General features: G+C 34.9%; 14 protein-coding genes, 1 pseudogene and 1 other annotated feature. Of the genes and pseudogenes, 3 read left to right on the top strand and 12 right to left on the bottom strand.

What is annotated here, in order from left to right; genetic code table 11:
- Nucleotides 1-94: 94 nt before the first annotated feature.
- Both ACQVV1_RS17755 and ACQVV1_RS17750 read right to left on the bottom strand, forming a co-directional pair.
- Nucleotides 95-781 (bottom strand): DUF421 domain-containing protein, encoded by a 687-nt coding sequence (locus ACQVV1_RS17755; RefSeq protein ID WP_063222666.1) that lies wholly within the window; start codon nucleotides 779-781, stop codon nucleotides 95-97.
- Nucleotides 782-959: 178 nt separating this feature from the next.
- Nucleotides 960-1,223, bottom strand: a complete 264-nt coding sequence (locus tag ACQVV1_RS17750) for a CD3324 family protein (protein ID WP_000878308.1) — start codon at nucleotides 1,221-1,223, stop codon at nucleotides 960-962.
- 327 nt (nucleotides 1,224-1,550) lie between these two features.
- Between ACQVV1_RS17750 and ACQVV1_RS17745 the strand changes: the two genes are divergently transcribed.
- Entirely contained in the window at nucleotides 1,551-2,255 is a 705-nt protein-coding gene (locus ACQVV1_RS17745; protein ID WP_242251415.1) for a polysaccharide deacetylase family protein, read from the top strand.
- Between the two features lie 39 nt (nucleotides 2,256-2,294).
- Here the strand turns inward: ACQVV1_RS17745 and ACQVV1_RS17740 are convergent, their stop codons facing one another.
- The 6 genes from ACQVV1_RS17740 to ACQVV1_RS17715 form a co-directional block, all read right to left on the bottom strand.
- Nucleotides 2,295-3,632, bottom strand: a complete 1,338-nt coding sequence (locus ACQVV1_RS17740; RefSeq protein ID WP_001088183.1) for a sodium-dependent transporter — start codon at nucleotides 3,630-3,632, stop codon at nucleotides 2,295-2,297.
- Between the two features lie 301 nt (nucleotides 3,633-3,933).
- Nucleotides 3,934-4,156, bottom strand: a binding site (T-box leader).
- A 243-nt stretch (nucleotides 4,157-4,399) separates the two neighbouring features.
- The gene (locus tag ACQVV1_RS17735; protein ID WP_431169281.1) at nucleotides 4,400-4,975 is read right to left on the bottom strand and encodes a hypothetical protein; all 576 of its coding nucleotides are present in this window, start codon (nucleotides 4,973-4,975) and stop codon (nucleotides 4,400-4,402) included.
- A 23-nt stretch (nucleotides 4,976-4,998) separates the two neighbouring features.
- On the bottom strand, nucleotides 4,999-5,826 hold the full coding sequence (locus tag ACQVV1_RS17730; RefSeq protein ID WP_242251411.1) for a DUF4037 domain-containing protein: 828 nt from the start codon (nucleotides 5,824-5,826) through the stop codon (nucleotides 4,999-5,001).
- A gap of 81 nt (nucleotides 5,827-5,907) precedes the next feature.
- The gene (locus ACQVV1_RS17725) at nucleotides 5,908-6,420 is read right to left on the bottom strand and encodes a GNAT family N-acetyltransferase (RefSeq protein WP_431169280.1); all 513 of its coding nucleotides are present in this window, start codon (nucleotides 6,418-6,420) and stop codon (nucleotides 5,908-5,910) included.
- Nucleotides 6,421-6,499: 79 nt separating this feature from the next.
- Nucleotides 6,500-7,417 (bottom strand): cysteine synthase A, encoded by a 918-nt coding sequence (cysK, locus tag ACQVV1_RS17720; RefSeq protein ID WP_063222661.1) that lies wholly within the window; start codon nucleotides 7,415-7,417, stop codon nucleotides 6,500-6,502.
- Between the two features lie 10 nt (nucleotides 7,418-7,427).
- Nucleotides 7,428-8,639 (bottom strand): MFS transporter, encoded by a 1,212-nt coding sequence (locus ACQVV1_RS17715; protein WP_001149421.1) that lies wholly within the window; start codon nucleotides 8,637-8,639, stop codon nucleotides 7,428-7,430.
- A gap of 222 nt (nucleotides 8,640-8,861) precedes the next feature.
- Between ACQVV1_RS17715 and ACQVV1_RS17710 the strand changes: the two genes are divergently transcribed.
- Nucleotides 8,862-10,502, top strand: coding sequence for a peptide ABC transporter substrate-binding protein (locus ACQVV1_RS17710; RefSeq protein ID WP_309259989.1), 1,641 nt, complete (start codon nucleotides 8,862-8,864; stop codon nucleotides 10,500-10,502).
- 41 nt (nucleotides 10,503-10,543) lie between these two features.
- On the opposite strand, the gene hflX is transcribed toward ACQVV1_RS17710, so the two are convergent.
- Together hflX and ACQVV1_RS17700 are read right to left on the bottom strand one after the other, a co-directional pair.
- Nucleotides 10,544-11,803, bottom strand: a complete 1,260-nt coding sequence (hflX, locus tag ACQVV1_RS17705; protein WP_242251406.1) for a GTPase HflX — start codon at nucleotides 11,801-11,803, stop codon at nucleotides 10,544-10,546.
- A 483-nt stretch (nucleotides 11,804-12,286) separates the two neighbouring features.
- A pseudogene (locus ACQVV1_RS17700) lies at nucleotides 12,287-12,840 on the bottom strand (cobalamin biosynthesis protein CbiN).
- A gap of 181 nt (nucleotides 12,841-13,021) precedes the next feature.
- Between ACQVV1_RS17700 and ACQVV1_RS17695 the strand changes: the two are divergent.
- Entirely contained in the window at nucleotides 13,022-14,005 is a 984-nt protein-coding gene (locus tag ACQVV1_RS17695; RefSeq protein WP_242251404.1) for a ketoacyl-ACP synthase III, read from the top strand.
- 42 nt (nucleotides 14,006-14,047) lie between these two features.
- Here ACQVV1_RS17695 and ACQVV1_RS17690 read toward each other — a convergent pair whose 3' ends face one another.
- Both ACQVV1_RS17690 and ACQVV1_RS17685 read right to left on the bottom strand, forming a co-directional pair.
- The gene (locus ACQVV1_RS17690; protein ID WP_242251402.1) at nucleotides 14,048-15,322 is read right to left on the bottom strand and encodes an MFS transporter; all 1,275 of its coding nucleotides are present in this window, start codon (nucleotides 15,320-15,322) and stop codon (nucleotides 14,048-14,050) included.
- A gap of 214 nt (nucleotides 15,323-15,536) precedes the next feature.
- A complete protein-coding gene (locus ACQVV1_RS17685) occupies nucleotides 15,537-17,285 on the bottom strand; it encodes an MFS transporter (protein WP_242251400.1) in 1,749 nt (582 codons plus the stop codon).
- Between the last annotated feature and the right edge of the window lie 9 nt (nucleotides 17,286-17,294).

Here is a 17,294-nt window from a genome sequence, read left to right as displayed (position 1 = left end):
AAATTGTTGATCTAGTCTTATTGTATACAATGATTCAGCTTTTTGATATGTAAAAGATAACTTAGAAATGAACATTACATACTCTGACTATGTTCTATCGAGGTATTTCCTGACAAAAGAAACCATCGTCTGTTTTCCATTCAGCATATAATACATCCTCAAATTTAGTAATCCCTTTTTGCTTTATTTGTTTATAAAGCCATCCTTCATCAAAACCAGCTTCCCTCAAATTATCTTTCACTACTTTTCCATCACTAATTAATGAAATTGGTAAGTATACAGGCTTATGTTTTAAACTTAAATCATTTATAGTGGGAGATTCATATTTGCTCTTTTTCAGAACACTTATGTTTCCATTAGGTTCTAATATCATATATTCAACTTCTCGAATTGAAAATATGTCTTTCTGTTGCCTAAGCATTTGTTGTAATTGATTAATATCCAAATGATTCGATTTTAATTGTTCTCTGTCAATATGCCCATTACGAATGATAATAGAAGGGTATCCTTCAAAGAACTTTCTTGTCCTTCTAAATTTTTGTGTTATCACTTCTATTGCGTAAATTAATATTACCCATACAAAAACAGCATATAAAATAGACCATACTCTCACCTCAGGGTCATATACAGTGTTTCCAACTAATTCTCCGATTACAATGGCAGAAATAAAATCAAAAGGGGTTAGCTGCGATATTTGTGTTTTCCCTAATATTTTAGTAGCAATTAATAAAACAAAAAAACCAACAAAAAGTTCTATCGTTATTTGTCCAAGATGATTCATATGTGTTCACCTTTCTGTAATATGAAATATAACGTTTTTATTCCTATTCACATTTCTATACGATACAATTGCGATTCATTTTTTCTATTATGATGCCCATTCACACCCTATATATCCAATACACACAAAGCAAAAAGAGTCTAGTTCAAAATAATCTTTGAACTAGACTCTTTTATTTTTATTTAGAATACACAATCTTTTTAATCGTTTCTCCGGAAAGAAAATACTCTTCTGCAAGTTGGTGAATAGCAATTCCGCTTTTAAACGCTTCTTTAATAGCTTTGTTTCTTTCATCTAACTGTTTTCTTCCTCCAGATCGTGTACCCCATTTATAATGTTTCGTTTCTTGTTTTGGAATATAAATGGTTTCACCTTGTATATACTTTTGAATTTCAGTAATTAAACTTTCTGGTAAAACCGTCGCAGCTTTTACGTATTTCATTTCTGCTCGCCCCTTATTTTTTATGGTTCATTTCAATAAGGTGCAAAGCCAAATATAAAAAATGATACGAGCTCATTTAGGCGATTGTATATTACTTGTCTACCTCACGCAAAGTATCGCCATTTCCATACTTGGCTTTGCATGAGACGCTGCAGTGTCCGGCAATTGAATTATAATCGCCATGTAAACACCTCCTAATATACCTTTTGCATTTTATTATATGATAAATTCCTTTCCCTTGCATCCACATCCTTTTTTAAAGCATGAAATTACTTAGTTTGGTATAATACTTTTTAGTCCAATCAAAAACTATAGTGAGGTTGCGTTATGAAGAAGAAAATAATCATTACAATCGTTACAATATTCATTATTACTGTAGCATTATTCGGAACATATAAATTGATGAATGCAAGAAGCTTTCAATTATTTGGAGATTTAACAAATCGCGTAGAAACAAATGAAAAGGTGATTGCTTTAACTTTTGATGATGGTCCTACTAACAATGTAAAACAAATATTACCGCTACTAGATAAATACAATGCAAAAGCTACTTTCTTTTTAATCGGAAATGAATTAGAGAAAAACCTATCGTTAGGAAAAGCTATCGTACAATCTAGGCACCAAGTTGGAAACCATACATATTCTCATAATAGAATGGTTTTCAAAACACCTTCTTTTATTAAAGATGAAATAGAAAAAACGAATTCATTAATCCGCCAAACAGGATTTACAGGCGAAATTGATTTTAGGCCACCTAATGGAAAAAAATTAATTGGACTACCATATTATTTAAATAAAAATAATATCGAAACGATTACATGGGATCTTGAGCCTGATACTTTTTATAAATCTGCGGCAGATAAAATTGACTACGTTAATAAAAATGTAAAACCAGGTTCTATCATTTTACTGCACTCTATGTATGATGAGTCTAATGAAAGTTTACAGACCATTGAAGGTATTTTAGACTCTTTATCTAAGAAGGGCTATCAGTTCGTAACAGTAAACGAACTACAAAAAAGAGCAAAATAAAAAGGTAGCGTATCATAAAACGATACGCTACCTTTCTTTTTAAATAATGCCAAGTACATTTAAGAATACGATAATAATCGCAATTGGTGCGATAAAGCGAAGTAAGAATAACCATAATACGAATAATTTATAGCCCTTATTTTTACTTACACCAAGTTCTTTCATTAATACATCTTTCTTCATTTTTAAAGGAACAAAGATGGAAACTAATAAAACACCAAGTGGCATTAGTACGTTACTAACTGCATAATCCGCTAAATCAAAGACTGTCTTTCCGAAAATCTTCAGATCACTTAATATACCAAATGACAATGCTGATGGTACTCCAACAACGAAGATTAATAATCCTACGATTAAAGCCATTTTTTCACGTTTTCCTTTACCTTTTGCAGTTAAAGATGCAACGCTAATTTCTAACATCGAAATTGCCGATGTAATAGTAGCAAAGAAGAATAGTAATAAGAAAACGATGAAGAATAATTTTCCAAATGCCATTTTACTGAAAATAGCTGGCAGTACGATAAATAATAGCCCCGGTCCTTGAGATGGTTCCATTCCAAATGCGAACACTACTGGGAAAATTGCAAGTCCTGCAAGTAATGTAATCACAAGCGTTAAAGCTACGATAGAAAATGCTGAACGCGGTAAGCTTTCTTCCTTCGGTAAGTATGAACTATACGTTACCATTACTGCTACTCCGACTGATAATGAGAAGAACGATTGACCCATCGCATATAAAATAACTTCTGATGTTACATGTGAGAAATCAGGTTGTAAGAAGAAACGAACTCCTTCTCCAGCACCATCTAACGTAAGGGCACGAACGATTAATACAAAGAATAAAACGAATAGTGCTGGCATGAAATATTTATTTACTTTTTCAACACCATTTTGTACACCTTTACTTACGATAAAAATAGTAATAAGGATGAATAATAGCTGTGATCCAACTGCTAAATACGGATTGGAAATGATTTCACCAAACGTAGCTTCGTATGCGCCATTTCCTTCCCATAGTCTACCTGTAATTGCATTCCATAAGTATAATAAAATCCATCCCCCTACAACGCTGTAGAAAGAAAGTAATATGAAACAAGTTACAATCCCCAATTTCCCTAACCATGGCCATAGTGTTTTTGGTGCGATTTCTCTATACGCATCAACAGCCTCTTTTTGTGTACTTCTTCCGATAACGAATTCAGCTAATAATAGCGGTAAACCAATTAATAATGTGAAACCGATGAAAATAAGGAAGAACGCGCCGCCCCCTCCAATTCCGGCCATATACGGGAACTTCCAAATCGCTCCTAGGCCAATCGCTGAACCTGCTGCAGCTAATACGAAACCTAATTTTGATGTCCATTGCTGTGAATTCATTTGTTAATCTCCTCTCTGTCTCTTTTTCTTTGTTTCAGTTCAGTATTTATATTGTTCTATCAATACTCTTTTCTAATACGTTCACTTCCTCCCTAATAATAAAAAAACGCCCCTACGCACATACGTAGGGACGACAAAAATATCGCGGTACCACCCTAGTTATGAAGATATACCAAAGTTAGGACCTAAATAAAAAACGTCCCTACGCACATACGTAGGGACGATAAAATATCGCGGTACCACCCTAGTTATGAAGCCACACCAAAGTAAGACCTAAATAAAAAACGTCCCTACGTAAATACGTAGGGACGATAAATATCGCGGTACCACCCTAGTTGTGAAACAATCTTCACCACTTTATTTGATAACGGTATAAACTACCGTCTTTCATTTCCTCACAATGTGAGATTTATGAAAGATGCTCCAGGACGAACTTCATGAATAATCTATATACTGATTCACACCAACCATCAGCTCTCTGAAATAGGGAGATATTCACTACTATACCCTTTCATTGCCCAAATATTATTTTCCGAATTGATTACTATCATTTTTATCATACATTAAAAATAGTGTCAACTTATATTTTGAATTTTTATGTATTATATTCTATTTAAAAATTTAAAATGTAAGTGTTATTTTAGAAAATAAGTAGATTAGTGTATAAAGAATTCAAGAAGGCATGAGAAAAAATTGCACATTATTGATACTTATTCCCAAAGAAAAATCATCTGAAAACATAAAATACCCCTATTTGTTATTAGCTTTTAAGAGCTTGATGGATACCAAGAAAATTTCGTATCACTATCCAATGGTTTATTCTTCGTTTCTCTTTCAATTACATTAAACCATTCATTTAGAATTCGAGTTTTTGGTAATCGAGCAGCAAGATTATCTTCCCAAATTATATGTGAGAACCAGGCTTTCGTTTCCCATTCAAACTGTAATTGTGCGAACGAGATTATAGGGTGGTCAGCTTCACGAAATTGCTGATTTACTGCATTTGAGACTTCTGGAGCTTGAGGTAACAACTCGTTCTGAATTCTATTTTTCATCACCTCATCTTCTAACTGATCCCAGAAATACAATTGCCCATTTATTTGATAAAAAATATCAAATGAAGCCTCACCTTTCTTCAAGTTCAGTAATACGAAGGCACGTTCCACATCATTGTCAGCTGCCTTTACAGCATTGATAATTATATTTTGTGCCAGCGATACCCAATAACTAGTCGCTTCTTCTACCGTAGATTCAACATACAATTCTTCATTTAATTCATGTAAAGTGGCTTCTTGCTCATTTACTTTTTCAACTTTTTTGAAAAACCTATTAAAAAAGCCCATAACTTCCTCCTTATTTCTATTTTCTATTTAACAAAATAGAAAATAGATTTTTCTTGCTCATCGACATTTACTTCCGGAGCGAATATATGAACTTGTTGCAACACTTCTTCTATTAGCAACTCTAACTCCTGCACACTATTTTCCGGATTCCCTATTAACGTTTCCGCCATACGCTCATAGAAATTCTCAGGTTTAATCGTCATTAGTTCCACATTATTAGGCATCCATTTAAATGCTGGATGATGTACATACATTTTATTCAAACCAAATAAAACACCGAATACATTCCTTTGCACTTCACAAATAACATCATAAAGCATAAGCCAGTCTTTTCGTTTTAAAAGAGCCTTTCGATTATGCCAGCGATTGCTTAACCAAAGATTTTCTGAAATCATCCGTTTCGCTAGATTTTCTGGATATGCTATCACTCTATCTTTTAATTCATTCACTTTCTCTTCTCCATACAAACTAACACCATCATGAACAGATGATACGATACATTGTTTTTCATAACTTATATCATATTGATCCACCACATCCGAAATAACTTTCTCTACTGTTTTTGTTAAAAAGTTACTAATCTCTAATTTAATTCCTTCTTTCGTCAAATAGGTTTCTGACCATTCTTCTTCCTCGTAAGGATGATATGATAAAATCGTTCCACCAATATGATTTATAGGCCCTTTTCGATCCTCATCCTCTAGTGGTGCTGACCATAAAATATGCAACTCAATATCTGAATGTTCATCTTCTAGCTTTCTAGCTACTGAACCCGCTAAAATAATAGCCTCCACCTTCGGATTTCCCCTATAAATCTCCGAAATTTCTATTGCTTTCTCTTTTAATCCCACTTCATTTCCCCCTAAAATTGCAATACATCATTACTTTTTCATTTATCTATTTCGATATAACCTTTTCAAATTCCTACTAAATCATATTTCTACCCAATAACGCTGAACAATTTCACCTGTATAAGAAGAAACCACTTCATTTTCTAACACACCGCCAACCTTTTGAATCGTTTTTGCCGATGCGATATTAACTTTATCGCAAGTTATTAACACTCTCTGCAACCCTAACTTTTGCGCTTCATCTACTGCGAGTTTCAATTGTTTTGTCGCGTAACCTTGGCGACGTTTATTCGGATGGACACTATATCCAATATGACCACTTTCCCGCAATAATTCTTCGTTTAATCGATGTCTAATATTTACAAAACCTATAAGTTCTCCTTTTTCAAAACTTAAAAACTGACTAGATGGTACTCGATTAGCGAGTAAATTTTCTCCTATTTCTTGTTTATTCACTTTTTCAAACCATTCATCGAGAAAATCATAATTTTGTAAAGAACTACTGCCGTGTGGTTGTTCATCAGTATGTAAAAATGCATCCCGGTATTCTATAATTTGTTCACTAAATTCATGTATTGGTTTTAATAGTTTCATTGTCATCCTCCCCCTCTTTACAACCTAAAACAAACACCTTAATCGTAACAATTTCACGATTAAGGTGTTTCTATCAGTTTCATTCAAATAATCCCATACTCAAATAACGTTCCCCTGTATCAGGTGCAATACATAAAACTTTTTTACCTGCGCCTAAGCGTTTTGCTATCATAATTGCTGCGTAAACAGAAGCTCCAGAAGACGGCCCAACTAATAACCCCTCTTGTCTAGCTAAGTTTCTCATTGTCGTTAAAGCCTCTTCGTCTGCAATTTGAATAATTTCGTTATACACTTCGGTATTTAAGTTTTTTGGGATAAACCCTGGACTTGTTCCTACTAGTTTATGAGGACCTGGGACACCGCCTGATAAAACGGGAGATCCTTTCGGTTCTACTACTGCAATATATAAGTTTGATAGTTTTTCTTTTAACGTTTCCCCAGTCCCTGTAATAGTTCCACCAGTTCCTGCCGTTGCTACAAACGCATCAAGCTCTCCATCCATTTGTTCATAAATTTCAAGTGCAGTTGTATAACGGTGAATATTTGGATTCGCCGGGTTTTCAAATTGTTGTGGAATAAAACTATTCGGTATCTGCTTTTGTAATTCCAACGCCTTCGCAATTGCTCCTGGCATTCTTTGTTCTGCTGGTGTTAAAACTACTTCTGCTCCGTATGCTTTTAATAAATTTATACGCTCTTTTGACATATTATCTGGCATTATTAAAATCGCTTTATATCCTTTTGCGGCTGCATTCATCGCTAAGCCTATTCCTGTATTTCCACTTGTCGGTTCAATAATTGTATCTCCTGGTTTGATGAGACCATTCTCTTCAGCGACGTGAAGTAAATTATAGGCGGCACGATCTTTCACACTGCGTGATGGATTAAACATTTCCAGTTTTACATACACATCTGCTGCGTCTTCTGGAATAAATTTAGATAATCGGACGACAGGCGTATTTCCTATTAGTTCTGTAACATTTTCACATAATTTCATAGTGCATCCCCTATTCTATCGTTTTCTTATCACTTGGCAGTAACCAAGAAGTAAGTCCAATTAATGGTAGACAACTACATAGTAACATAATGAATTGTAGACTATATATGTCAGCCAATTTCCCAAGAACTACAGATCCTAAAGCTCCGAGTCCAAACGCAAGCCCTACAATTAATCCAGATACCATTCCTACTTTTCCAGGTACAAGTTCTTGCGCATATACAACAATTACACTAAAACTACTTGAACTAATAAAACCGATACATAGAAATAACGGTACGACCCACGCGAGCGAAACGTGAGGTAGTAAAAGTGCAAGTGGCGCCGAACCTAGCATTGAAAATACAATAATTGTTTTCTTTCCAAATCGATCTGCTAACGGTCCACCAAAGAAAGTTCCTAATACACCGGCAATCATAAATGCGAATACGAAATACTGGGCATTTTTTATAGATAAACCGTAATGCTCAATTAAGTAAAATTGATAAAAATTCCCGATACCAGCACCATACCAAGAGCGTACAAAAGTAAGGAAAACAAGAAGTAAAATAACAAATTTAATATGTGTACTTACAATCGCATTTTCCGCCTCAAGCGCAGCCCTCTTTTTTCTTCTCACAGCGCCAGTCGCTAATTCATTCCTATACCAATTTGATACGAAAATTAATAATACAATCCCTACCGCTGCAAAGGCTGTAAAACCTAAAGAACCAATTTGGCCGAGCGGGACAAAAATTAACGCTGTAAAAATTGGAGCTAGGGAGTTTCCTGTATTTCCTCCCACTTGATAAATTGCTTGCGCTAAACCACGTTTTGCACCGGCTGCCATATAAGCAACTCGGGCGCCTTCTGGATGAAAGACTGCGGAACCCAATCCGATAAATAAAACAGAAATAATAACAATAATAAAATTCGGTGCAAACGCGAGTCCAATCATCCCAAGCATACTTGAAAACATACCGAGCGGTAATAAAAATGGTGACGGTTTCTTATCCGAATACATACCAAAAACCGGTTGCATAATCGATGATGTCATATTTAACGCAAACGCAATCCACCCTACTTGCATATAGGATAAATTCATCGTTTTTTCCAAAATAGGAAACAACGCGGGCACAACTGCTTGCATCGAATCATTTAAAAAATGACCGAAACTAATCGCAAATAGTATTCGGTATATTGTCGGTGTTTCTACTGTGTTTTTTTGCGAAACTGCCTGCATATATGAATCTCTCCTTCCTGTACAAAATATATATTTATTACAGTAGGTGTAATAAATTCTGACTTTTGAAACATTTCTATTCTATACTGGTTTCATTTCTTTTTCCAGAAATATCACTTCTTACATAATATATTTTTTCTATACGTTTTATCGGGTTTATTTATAGAAATTTTCTATATTTTCTTTTATACTAAGGCAGAGATGAAGGGAAGGATGACAGCTATGAAGAAAAAAACTAAAGGAATCGTTGCACTCTCAATCACATTATCTATGTTTTTAACAGCATGTGGCCAAAAACAAGAGGCAACAACTACCAGAGAAAAGAAAAAAGATTCTTCAAAACAAGTATTAAACATTGTAGAAGCCGGGGAAATTTCTACACTTGATTCATCTATCGCAACCGATGGGTTCTCTTACGCTGCTTTAAACAACGTAATGGAAGGATTATATATGCCTGGTCCGGATAACAAACCTGTTCCTGCAGCAGCTGAATCATACAAACTGAGCGAAGACGGAAAAACATATACATTTACATTACACGATTCAAAATGGTCAAATGGCGATCCAGTAACTGCTCATGATTTTGAATATGCATGGAAACGTGCCGTTAATCCAGAAACTGCTTCTGAATACGCACATATTATGTTCGATATTAAAAACGCAGAAAAAGTAAATAAAAAAGAATTACCAATTGATTCATTTGGTGTAAAGGCAATTGATAATAAAACTCTTGAAGTACAGTTAGAACACCCTGTTCCATACTTTTTAGGTTTAATGGGATTTGCAACATTTTATCCTCAAAACCAAAAGATAGTAGAAGCGCAAGGGAAAAATTACGGGCTTGAAGCTGCAAATGTAGTTTATAATGGGCCGTTCCAATTAAGTGAATGGAAACATGATACAAGTTACAAAATGACGAAAAACCCGAACTACTGGGATAATAAAAATGTGAAATTAAATGAAATTAATGTAAATATCGTAAAAGATACTTCAACAGCTGTTAATTTATTTGAAAGTAAACAAGTAGACCGTATTACGATCAATTCAGAGTTTGTTGATAAATATCAAAAAGATCCGAGCTTAAAGAAAATGGAACGTCCTTCTGTGACGTTTTTCCGATTTAGTCAAAAGAATCCTTTATTAGCAAACAAAAATGCTCGTAAAGCTATTTCGCTTGCTTTTGATAAACAAGGAATCGCAACAACGATTTTAAACAATGGTTCTATACCTGCAAATGCATTCGTTCCGAAAGGATTCGTAAAAGGACCTGACAATAAAGATTTTCGCAGTACAAGTAATGTAAAAGTAGAAACAAATGTGAAAGAAGCTAAAACACTATGGGACACTGCGAAAAAAGAAACAAATTTACAAAACGCTTCTCTTTCAATCATAACAACTGATGAGTCTAACGATAAAAAAATTAGTGAATTTTTAAAAGGTGAACTGGAGAAAAACTTACCTGGACTAAAAATCACATTACAACCCCTTCCAGTAAAAGCATTTTTAGATCGTGAAGGAAATGGTGATTTTGAAATTTCACTTTCTACTTGGGGACCAGATTTTCCTGATCCTACAACATTTTTAAATATGTTCGTCACAGACGGACCGTTTAATAAGATGAGTTACTCAAACAAACAATACGACGAATTAATTGAGAAAACGAGCTCTACTTTAGTAACTGACTTACCAGCACGTTGGAAAGCGTTCCAAGATGCAGAGAAAATCTTACTTGAAGATGATGCAGCTATCGCTCCAATCTTCCAATCAGGACTTGTATATTTAGAGCGTCCAACCGTAAAAGGTGTTGTTGTTCGTCCATTTGCAGGAATTTATTCTTATAAATGGGCCTCTATTACAGAATAAGAAAAAGGCGATCCTAACATATATTAGGATCGCCTTTTTTATTAAATTGAAAAACGCTTATACTTTTCGTAATCGCTCGTCTTACATTCTACTTCTAGTTTCGTACCTTCGTTTTCATAACTCGTCGATAGAACGTGTGCATGATTATTGAAATAAGAAACTACCTGTCCTTGATCATACGGAATTAACATTTCACACTTCGTATACTCTTTATAGATGTGTGAGCGAATCATTTCTACAAGTTCTTCAATTCCAACATGTTTCTTCGCTGATAAATAAACTCGGTCTTCTTGTACTTTCGGAATTTCAACATCTACCATATCTGATTTGTTATAAGCATAGATTGTTGGAATATTTTCTACTCCAATTTTCTTTAACGTTTCATTTGTAATATCAATTAACTGTTCATAATTTGGATTTGCGTAATCTACAACATGAATAAGTAAGTCTGCTTCCGCTACCTCTTCTAATGTTGAACGGAATGCTTTCACAAGATGATGTGGTAATTTACTTACAAACCCAACTGTATCTGTTAATAAGAATGATTTGTTATCTGGTAAATCAATGTTTCGCACCGATGTTTCTAACGTCGCGAATAACATATCTTTTTCAAATACTTGTTTTTCTTCTGTACCATTATAAATTTCAAGCATTGCATTCATCGTCGTTGACTTTCCTGCGTTCGTATAACCTACTAATGCTACAACAGGAATTTTATTTTTCTTACGTTGCTTTCGCTGCGTTTGACGCTGTGCAACAAGTGCTTCTAGGTCTTTATTTAATACTGAAATCTGCTCTTCAATTTTACGACGGTCTAACTCTAACTTTTTTTCACCGACACCTTTATTTTTCGTACCAACGCCGCCACTCTGTCTTCCTAACGATTCACGAAGACCGATTAAACGAGGCATCATATACTGAAGATGAGCTACTTCTACTTGTAGCTGCGCTTCTTTCGTTTTCGCACGTTGCGCAAAAATATCTAAAATTAAAATGGTACGATCAATAACTTTACAATCTAAATCCGCTTCTAAATTTCGAATTTGTGAAGGAGATAATTCGTCATTAAAGATGACCATATTCGCATCTACTTCATTTACGTAGGCTGCTACTTCTTCAATCTTTCCTTTTCCAATATAGTGAGATGGATTTACTCGTTGTAAATTTTGCGTCACTTGTCCAATTACCTCTACATCACAAGCTTCCGCAAGATTTGTTAGCTCTTCCATCGAATATGCAAAATCATCTTCATTACCTAAATTTACTCCAACTAAAACTGCTCTTTGTAATAATTCTTCCATATATTTATTCCTCCATTTCGATTACGTAAAATAAAAAACACAGGTCGCTGCCTGTGTTTTCGTAAACGGATAAGGGTTCACCAAAGAAATAGAAGAAAGCTGTGCTTTCATCCTATCTCATAGTCAAAAAGTCCCAAGATCATATACATATCCACAATAAGTGTTCACCTATACGATCCCATTCTATTTATAAAGGCAAAACAAAAAGAGGGCGTATTCGTCCCTCCCTCTTTTTCACATATAAGCTTAATAAAGGGTTCCTTTAAAATAGGCAGACCAATCCCGTTCACTCTGCACACAGACAGAGCCTTTGAGCGCTATTCAATTATTGGCACAAAGTATTGAGACGTAATCTGATTAAGATCAAAGGAAGCCCCTCCGTTCATTTTAAGTTACATAAAGTGTAGCATAAGTAATTCGCTTTCACAAGATTAAACCACCTATAGAAACAGAAAGAAATTCTTTATATATTTACTTTAATCGTCATTTTTTGCGCATTTTTCTCACAATAAAATAACAACAGCAATAATCAATAACAGACCTATGGAAATGATAGCAACTTGCTACCAACTGAAACCACTCACCATTTCTCCTTTTAAATCCATTTTCTTCGTCGGAGCAAATTCTTTTGCAATTTGACTTAAAGCCACTTTGTCCACCCCTGCCTCATCCAATCTCTTCGTTCTACTACAACTATGTGTGTGTAATTGTTTTTCTGATCCTCTTTGAGAAGAAAACACTAAGTACTCTCCTCCCTCTACAAAGTGAAACACACAATCACCACCATTTGTATATACGATAATTTGCGAAGAAGTTGTCCCTTTCCATATTTTCTTCACTTCAAATAATACTTCAATCCCAATCCCTTCTTTCCTTCCAACCTCAATTACCTTCCCCTCAAACACTACATCGTTTTTTTTAAAGGCATCTTCTGCCGATACGTTAATACAATCACAAGCATAAGATTTCTCTGGAAAAATAATAAGAATAAAGCTACAAATAATGACAACAGGAAACATATGTAAAATTCTATTCAAGGAGCTCAACTCTCTTCATTATCAATTTTGAAACTTCTCGTATATTATTTTTACAACACTCACCAAATTCCTTCATTGTAAGTTAAGCATTATCGTTTCAATACAACAAAAGTCTTTATTGACATTTTTATAACCTGGTATTAATATCAGGTTATAAAAATAAAAGTTAGGAGCTGTTCCTATGCATTCTAAATCCCGTATTACTGCAATTGGTACTCATGTTCCAGATCAAATATTGTCTAATAACGATTTAGAAAAGATGGTTCATACGAATGATGAATGGATTGTACAAAGAACAGGAATGAAAGAAAGAAGGATTGCTAGCGAAGACGAATACTCCTCACACTTAGCCATTAAAGCAATTGAAAATTTATGTACAACATTTAAAAAGAACTTAGTAGATATCGACTGTATCATCGTCGCTACAACAACTGCTGACTATGTTTTTCCTAGTGTTGCATGTCAAATACAACAACATTTCAACATACCCCATACAATGGCATTTGATTTAAATGCCACTTGCGCTGGTTTCACATATGGACTACACGTAGCTAATAGTTTAATCACTTCTGGATCACATGAAAGAGTACTTGTCGTAGCGACAGAGACATTATCTAAAGTTACTGATTACACCGATAGAACGACATGTATTTTATTCGGTGATGGTGCTGGAGCCATTTTATTAGAAAGAGATGAAAACAAACCAAGCTTTATCGCTGCTCATATGGGAACAAATGGTGACGGCGGAATTCATCTATACCGAACAAACTTATCTACTACTATGAATGGCACGCCACTGCAAACAAATGAAAAAATCGTTCAAAACGGGAGAGAAGTATATAAATGGGCAACACGCACAGTACCAGCAGGTATAAAAGAACTATTACATACCGCAAATATGCAAATAGATAATATAGACTGGTTCGTACCACACAGTGTAAACTTACGAATGATTGAATCTATTTGTGAGAAAACCGAAATTCCAATTTCAAAAACTTTAACGAGTGTAAAATACATGGGGAATACCTCTTCAGCTTCCATTCCACTCGCTTTAGATTTAGCTAGAAAAGCAGAAAAATTAAATAACGGAGACATACTTTTACTATACGGGTTTGGCGGTGGTCTTACGCATTTAGGGCTTATTGTAGAGTGGGATTTAAGCTAAACGTATAAAAAAGAGGTTCTAGTCAGTAACTAGAACCTCTCTTTAATTTCTTACTTCTTTTCGAGACCATATCACTACAGGAATGAGCATGAAAGCTAACACTCCTCCCGCTAATGACAATGCCGCATAACTCGAATTCGCCACTACCATTCCTGACATCGCTCCGCCTGAAGCTCCAGCTAGCGCAATAAACACATCGATCTTTCCTTGTGTTTTTGCACGTGTGGAAGGGATAGTTGCATCAACAATTTGAGCAGTACCACTTATTAAACCGAGGTTCCATCCTAATCCAAGTAAAGACAAAGCAACAATTAATAGTATTAAAGAATCACTCGGCGCTATCGCAGCTATGACACCTGCCACTAGTAAAATTACTCCACCAGCTATACTCATTGTAGTTCTGCCAATTTTATCAATTAACATTCCCGTAATGAGAGATGGAAGATACATTGCACCTACATGAAAACCAATCACAAGTCCTACTGCACTTAAAGCATGACCGTGATGTCCCATATGAACTGGCGTCATCGTCATAATCGCAACCATCACGATTTGCGTAAGTATCATTACGATAGCTCCAACAGTAATGCCTTGTTTATTTTCTGTCGCTTCTTCTGTTACTGGTTGCCCCTTATATGTATGCTCTTGTTTATATGTTTCTATCATATTAGCAACAAGTAACGGATCTGGACGAAGCATAACAAATAAGACAAGACCAGCCAGTATAAATGCCGCTGCTGATAATATGAACGGACCAGCAAGTTCAGGAATTCCAATTGAATGAGCAAACCTTCCCATTACACCTACTAAATTCGGACCTGCGACTGCACCAAAAGTCGTCATTACCATCGTAATACTAATAGCAGTTGCTCTTTGTTTCTTATTCGCTAAATCCGTTCCAGCATAACGCGCTTGTAAATTCGTAGCTGTACCCGCGCCATATATAAGTAAAGAAACTAATAAAAGAATAATGCTATTTGTTAAAGCTGCCCCCACAACTCCAATAGCCCCTAGCCCGCCTACTATAAAACCAGCTGCAAGCCCTATGCGGCGACCATGTTTTTGTGATAACTTCCCGACAAAGAAAGCCGCTACCGCCGATCCCATCGTAAACATAGCAGCAGGTAAACCTGCAAATGCATCTGTCCCAAGCATTTGCTGCGCAAGAAGTGCACCTACTGTAATTCCAGCAGCTAATCCTGCTCCGCCGAACATTTGTGAAATGCTTACGATTATTAATGTTCTTTTGTATAATTTTTGTTGCTCTTCTTCTGTATACATACGATTACTTATTGAAGCACCTGCCGTATCTATCATTTCCTCACCCTCTCTATAAGACTAATACCTCTTGTTAATGTACTATAGAACAACAAAATCCCCAAATTTAAAATGCTGAAATTTATTTATACATGTAAAGAACCCCACGGTTTATGTTTTTCCCATTACCGAGGGGTTCCCAAAATAATTATACTAATTTTATCACAGCTTGCATTCCATCATTTGAATATAACTCACCTTTAGATTAATTCCCTTAGACTCCCTCTACAACTCTTTCCCCTCTCTTTTTACTCAAAGTCTTTCCTTCCCAAAATAACAAACTCACTAAAGCAAAAACTAAAATAATTGGCACACTCACTTTATATAAATCTGTAAAACTCATAGCCATCTGATTCTTAGCATAATGATTCACATCATTCGAAAATGCGAGTACTTCTTTCTTTATACTTTCTTCTTGTTGTTCAACTTCATTTGTTACTTGACTCATAACTTCTTCTCTTTTTACATCTCTATATTCTACTGGAACTTCTCTTAATACTTCATCCACCTTTTGGTGAATTAATTCGTCTTTTTTCTCTTTATTTAATCCTACAAATGTTTCATTTTGATGCTTTTCTACATTTTTATCTATACTTTGATTCTCTATTTTTTCTTTTGTTACTTGTAATATCTCCGCTTGCTCGGCACTACTCACATGAATATTACGAACTTTTTCTTCTGCATAACGATATACATTCTCTTTATTTACAGTTAAGTTGTGAGTTAAGTTAGATACAAATATTGCGATCGCTAAAACAATACCTACTTGCCGCAACATTGATATAACACTTTGAGAAGCAGTTAATAATTCCCCTTCAAACGAAGATGCACTTAAAACTGTAATTGGTCCCACTACCAAACCATATCCAATCCCTAATATCATACATGGAATAATAATTTCTATATTTGTTGAATTAACATCAATCATTTGCAACCAATAGTAGGATAGACCCATAACAAGAAATCCTGACATAATAATAGTTACTTTGCCAAGCTTTTTAATTAATGTTGCTGCAACTGGTGAGACCAAAAATATCATTGCTGAAATAGGTGTCACTAAAAAAGCTGCTTCAATTTCCGTTCGACCTTGTATTTTCGTCAAGAACGTTGGAAGTAATACAGTTACTCCAATTAAAAATAAATTACTTAATATTACAACGATAGATGCTCCAACAAACATTCGATTTTTAAATAAATTCAAATTCACCATTGGATTATGAATCTTTCGTTCCACTAGAACAAATAGAATAAGAGAAATAGTGCTAATTGCATAACAAGACAAAGCTATATTACTTTGCCATCCCCATGTATTTCCTTTTACTAATATGAGAGTAAAAGAAAAAATTGCTAAGCTACTTAATAGTAGTCCTACCCAATCTATTTTTGAGATAATACGTTCTTCATTTTTTATTTGTAGCATAATGCAGCATAAAATGATTCCAAGAATACAAATTGGAACATTTACGAAGAACACCCATCTCCAACCGAAATTTTGTGTAATAATTCCACCTATTACTGGTCCCATCGCAGCTGATAGTCCTTGTGTTACTCCTAAAATCGCAAGTGCAACATGCCTCTTTGCTAATGGCATAGCTGATACACCAATTACCATACTAGTTGGAAATAAAATCGCTGCACCTACACTTTGTATAAAGCGAGATAAGATAAGAAAATCGCCCGTATTAGCAAAAGCACAAAGTACTGATCCACCACCAAAAATTATCAAACCAAGAATATACATCTTTGCTTTCCCAAAAATATCAGCTATCCGTCCTAGCGGAATAGCAAGTACAGCTATTGTCATTGTATAAACATTTAATACCCAAGACATCTTTTCTAATGAAGTATTTACACTCGTTTGTATCGCTGGTAAAGCTATATTCATAATTGTCGTATCAATCATACAAAGAAATATACCTAAGCACATTAAAAAGACAATCTTAATACCCTTTGATTGTTCCATGTTCTTCTA

It is taken from the genome of Bacillus basilensis, from assembly GCF_050630465.1.
GTDB lineage: Bacteria > Bacillota > Bacilli > Bacillales > Bacillaceae_G > Bacillus_A > Bacillus_A basilensis.
Note: the sequence above shows the minus strand (reverse complement) of the source record. Positions and strands in the feature narration are given on the sequence as shown.